General features: G+C 70.0%; 5 protein-coding genes. 1 reads left to right on the top strand and 4 read right to left on the bottom strand.

The genetic code is table 11. The annotated features are described in order from the left end of the window. The first annotated feature begins 83 nt into the window (after positions 1–83). Entirely contained in the window at positions 84–920 is an 837-nt protein-coding gene (locus tag IAE41_RS21805; protein ID WP_200734537.1) for an ankyrin repeat domain-containing protein, read from the top strand. Positions 921–999: 79 nt separating this feature from the next. Here the strand turns inward: IAE41_RS21805 and IAE41_RS21800 are convergent, their stop codons facing one another. Genes IAE41_RS21800 through IAE41_RS21785 form a run of 4 tightly spaced genes read right to left on the bottom strand, consistent with a single transcriptional unit; the run spans position 1,000 to position 4,805 of the window. After that, positions 1,000–1,647, bottom strand: coding sequence for a response regulator transcription factor (locus IAE41_RS21800; protein WP_079223223.1), 648 nt, complete (start codon positions 1,645–1,647; stop codon positions 1,000–1,002). A gap of 29 nt (positions 1,648–1,676) precedes the next feature. Further along, on the bottom strand, positions 1,677–2,732 hold the full coding sequence (locus tag IAE41_RS21795) for an ABC transporter substrate-binding protein (protein WP_108747330.1): 1,056 nt from the start codon (positions 2,730–2,732) through the stop codon (positions 1,677–1,679). Then, positions 2,729–4,120, bottom strand: a complete 1,392-nt coding sequence (locus IAE41_RS21790) for a sensor histidine kinase (RefSeq protein ID WP_079223226.1) — start codon at positions 4,118–4,120, stop codon at positions 2,729–2,731. Before IAE41_RS21790 ends, IAE41_RS21795 begins: the two co-directional genes overlap by 4 nt. Continuing rightward, complete coding sequence (locus IAE41_RS21785; protein WP_079223228.1) at positions 4,113–4,805, bottom strand: response regulator transcription factor; 693 nt, start codon at positions 4,803–4,805, stop codon at positions 4,113–4,115. The genes IAE41_RS21790 and IAE41_RS21785 overlap by 8 nt, the downstream gene beginning before the upstream one ends. Positions 4,806–4,932: the final 127 nt, after the last annotated feature.

Genomic DNA, 4,932 nt, shown 5'->3' with positions numbered 1-4,932 from the left:
CCCCCCCCCCCCCCCCCCCCCCCCCCCCCCCCCCCCCCCCCCCCACTCTACAATGGAAGCCCCCTGTGCCAGGACGGCCATCCATGCCGAAATCCCCAAGAACAGACGTTCCCGTTGATCTGTTTGCCGCTGCGTGCGCTGCCAACGCACAGGCAACGGCTGCGTTTCTTGCTGCAGGCGCGGATGTACACGCAGTGGATGCCTTTGGATTCACCGCGCTGGAAAGGGCTGCATCCAGCCAGGACTGTGCGCCGATGGAAGACACCCTCGCGACCCTGCGCCTGCTGATCGATGCCGGCAGCCCGCTGGAGCACGTCGGCGCTGGCGGTCGCACAGCGTTGTATCTGGCGGCAGAGTTCTCGCCTGACGGTCCCGAGGCAGTGCAGCTGCTGATTGATGCCGGCGCACGGCCGGATGTCTGCGATGGACACGGCAACCACATCGTGGAGAACGCCTGGTCTGTGCAGGTGAAGGCCTTGCTGTCCGCGCTGACCGGCCACGCCATTCCCGAGGTCATCGCGCGCAAGCCGGACCGGAAGATGTCTGCCGCTGCATGGAAACTGGCACGGGCAAAGATCGATGCGGCGTTCGCTGTTCTGGAATCGGCCGGGATCGTCACCACCGGCGGCTGCGGCGATACCCGCGACGACGCTGCCGACGACACCAACGAGCTGTTCTGGCAACGCGGCGGCACGGAAGCGGGCCTGAAAGGGTTCTGCTTCTATTCCGGCGATGACATGAAGCGCGCCAGGCGCACCAGCGATCTATACATCGGCTTCTGGGGCCCTCCCGACAGCGCCGCCATGGAGCAGATCGGCCAGGCCATCGTCGATGCCTTCGCCAGCGTGGGCCTGCCTGCCGAGTGGGACGGCACCGAACGCATGCGCCCCAGCATCGATCTGCGTTCCCTCAGTGCCTGACAGGCATCAGCCGAGCGTGGGCTCGGCTCTACAGGGCTCAGCGTCAGCCGAGCATGGGCTCGGCGCTGCAGGAAGCGGGTCAGATCCCGCCGGCGTCGCCTTCCGGCTCCAGCGCCTTCACCAGCACCGCCGCCTGGGTGCGGCTGTGGCACTCGAGCTTCTTCAGGATGGCGGTCACGTGCACCTTCACCGTGTTTTCGGCCAGGCCCAGTTCGTAGGCGATCTGCTTGTTGAGCAGGCCATCGGCCAGGCACAGCAGCACGCGGAACTGCTGCGGGGTGAGCTGAGCCAACCGCGCGGCCAGCAGCGCATCGGACTCACTGCGCTCCGGTGCCATCGCCGGGAACCACAGGCTGCCGTCGAGCACGGCCTGTACCGCCTGCCCGATGGTTTCGGCCGGGGCGGACTTGGGGATGAAGCCGGCCGCGCCGAACTGCTGGGCACGGCGGATCACCCGCGGGTGGTCGTTGGAGGAAAGGATCACCACCGGGATGTCCGGATGCGAGCCACGCACGTGCAGCAGCGCGGAGAAACCGTGCGCGCCGGGCATGGTCAGGTCCAGCAGCACCAGGTCCACCTCGGGCTGGGCGTCGAGGGCTTCGGCCAGGGCATCGGCGCTGGCCACCTCGCGCACCTGCGCCAGCGGAAGGCTCTGCCGCAGCGACTGCACCACCGCCGAACGCAGCAGCGGGTGGTCATCGGCGATCAGGATGGTGTATTCGCTCATGGCGCCATTGTACGTGCAGGCCGGCGCCGTCAGCGCCCGGCCGGCTCCACGCTGCTGCGCCAGGCATCGAGGAACTGCCGGCGCTTCAGCGCGTCCAGGTACACCAACAGCCCCGGGCCGAGCTGGATCGGGCGGCGGCTGCGGCCCGGCGCGTCGTCGCTGCGCGCATTGCCGGTGACGATCGGCATCAGCCGCGCCTCGCGTGAAAGCACCTGCTGGCCACGCGGCGACAGCAGGTAATCGAGGAAACGCCGCGCTTCCTCCGGGTGCGGCCCGGTACGCGGAATCACCGCCGTGCGCAGCACCACCAGGGTGTAGTCCTCCGGTTCGATGATGGCCAGTGGCGCACCGCCATCGATGCGCGCCTGTGCATACGATCCCAGCACGTTGTACACCAGCGACAGTTCGCCGCTGGCCACCTTGTCCAGCAGCACGCCGGTGCGCTCCTCGCGCAGCACCGCGTTGTCGCCCAGCGCGCCCAGCAGCGCACCGGCGATGCTGCCGCGCTGCGCGTCCTGGGTGGCCAGCAGATAGCCCACGCTGCTGCGCTCGATATCGTAGGTGCCGACCCTGCCGCGCAGCGGCGTGCCCTCGGCGCGCAGCAGGTCCAGCAGCTGGCGGCGCGTATGCGGGGCCCGCGCGGCGGGCAGCCGGCGGGTGTTGTAGACCATCACCACCGGCTCGTAGCTGATGCCGAACGCCTCGCTGCGCCACTGGGCCCAGGCCGGCAGCGCCGCGGTCTGCGCCGAGCGGTGCGGCAGCGCGTGGCCGTCGTTCACCAGCTTGGTCTGCAGGTCCATGCCGCTGGAAATCAGCAGGTCCGGCGAGTCCGGCCCGGCACGGTCGTGCAGGTAACGCGCGTACAGGTCCTGGGTGATGATGTCTTCGTACACCACTTCGGTGCCGGGGTGCAGGCGCTGGTAATCGGCAATGACCACGGCGAACACCTCGATATCGGTGCTGCCATGGATGCGCAGCTGCGCGGTGGCCGGGCCCTGCGCGGCGAAGCGGCGTACATCGCCCGGTGCGGCCACGGCGGGCACGGCCAGCAGCAGGGCGAAGGCGGCGACGATCAGGCGGATCATGGGCTGCTCCGGGGCAGGCGGATGGTGGCGACCAGGCCGCCCTGCGGGCGGTTGCTCAGGTCGATGTGGCCGCCGTGGCTGTCGACCACGCGCTTGACGATGGCCAGGCCCAGGCCGGCACCACCGGCGGGCGCGCCTTCGCCACGGGCGAAGCGCTCGAACACGCGCCCGGCATCGGCCGCGGCAATGCCGGCGCCATGGTCGGCAATGGTCAGCACGGCCTGCCCGCCTTCCACGGTCAGCGCAATCTGCAGCGCGCCGTCGCCGCCGTACTTCAGCGCGTTGTCGACCAGGTTCTTGATCGCCTCGCGCAGCAGCAGCGCATCACCATGCACCTGTACCGGCTCGGCGGTCATCGCCAGCTGCACGCGCGGCGCAGGCCCCGCCTGTGGCAATGCTTCATGCAGGGCCTGGTGCACGGTCTCGGCAAGGTCCACCGCAGCAAACCGCTGCAGGTTCGAACGATGGATCACGCTGGCATCGCTGAGCAGCTGGTTGAGCAGGCGGCTCATGTGGGTGGCATTGCGCTCGATGGCCTGCAGGCTGCGCCGCATGTCGTCCGGGTCGTCGTCGTCCAGGGCCAGCTGCGCCTGCGCACGCAGCGCGGCCAGCGGCGTGCGCATCTGGTGGGCGGCCTCGGCCATGAACGCACGCAGCGTCTCGTTGCTGCTGGACAGGCGCTCCATGAAGCGGTTCAGTGCAGCCACCATCTGGTCCATCTCGCGCGGCACGCGCGCATCCAGCGGCTTCAGGTCGGACGGTTCGCGGCGCGACAGCTCGCGCTCCACCCGCACCAGCGGCCGGAACGCGCGGTGCACGCCGAAGGCGACCAGGGCCAGCAGCAACAGCGACAGCACGCCGATGGCCAGCAGCGCGCGGTTGACCATGTCCTGCGCCAGCGCCTCGCGCGCACGGCGGGTCTGCCCGACCTGCACCTGCACCTCGCCCTGTGCGGAGGCTGCGGCGAAGCTGCGGCTGACCACTACGAAGCGCACGGTTTCACCGCTGTAGCCAGCGTCGAACAGCTGCGGCTGCGTGCCGGGCCGGCGTGGTGGCGCGGGCAGATCGCCGTAGCCGGTGATGAGGTTGCCGCGGCTGTCGGCCACCCGGTAGAACACGCGGTCTTCCGGTGCCATCGCCAGCAGGTCCAGCGCGGCGTACGGCAGGTCCACCTGCCACTGGCCATCGACCAGCGCCACCGAATCGGCGATGGACAGGGCCGAGGACACCAGCAGGTGGTCGTAGGAACGGTTGGCGGCGCGCTGGCCGTAGTCGCGCGCGGCAAACAGCAGGGCCACCGCGAATACCGCCAGCAATGTGCCGAGGTACAGCAGCAGGGTGCGCCGCAGCGATCCTGGCGCGGCCGCTGCGCTGCGTGCCTCAGCCATCGCCGTCACTGCTGCCGTCGCCGGCTTCTTCCAGCAGGTAGCCGACGCCACGCACGGTGGTGATGCGCAGCGGTGCACCGGCCAGCTTCTTTCTCAGCCGCCCCACATACAGCTCGATGGCGTTCGGCCCCGCCTCGTCGTCGAAGCCGAACAGGCCATTGCCGATCTCGTCCTTGCCGACCACCTGGCCCAGGCGGCCAACCAGGATTTCCAGCAGGCGGTACTCGCGGTTGGGCAGCTCGATCGGTTCGCCGTCGACGCTGACGCGGTGCGCAGCGTTGTCGAACTGGAAGCCGCCCACCTGCACCACTTCGCTGGCCTGGCCGCGTGCACGGCGCAGCAGCACACGGCAGCGCGCTTCGAATTCGCGGAAGTCGAAGGGCTTCCCGAGGTAATCGTCTGCACCGACATCCAGTGCCTGCACGCGGTCCTCGATGCCATCGCGCGCGGTCAGCATCAACACCGGCGTGCTGTCGCCGCGCTCGCGCATGCCGGCCAGCACGCGCAGGCCATCCAGCTTGGGCAGGCCGATATCCAGCACCACCAGGTCGAAGCTCTGGTAGCGCAGCACGCTGGCGGCGGCCAGGCCGTCGGCCTGCCAATCCACTGCGTGCCCGCTGCGGCGCATGCGGCGGATGATGGCATCGGCCAGATCCGGATTGTCTTCGACCAGCAGCAGGCGCATCGGCGGGCAACGGAGGGACGCGGGGGGAAGCGAATGCTACCGCGTGCGGCGCGGTGGCGTGTGGCGGGCAATCCGCCGGGGGGGGGGGGGGGGGGGGGGGGGGGGGGGGGGGCGGGGGGGGGGGGGG

The sequence above is a fragment of the Stenotrophomonas sp. S39 genome (assembly GCF_016624665.1).
In the GTDB taxonomy this organism is placed as follows: domain Bacteria; phylum Pseudomonadota; class Gammaproteobacteria; order Xanthomonadales; family Xanthomonadaceae; genus Stenotrophomonas.
The sequence above is the reverse complement of the archived record's forward strand: the minus strand, read 5'-3'. Positions and strand labels throughout refer to the sequence as shown.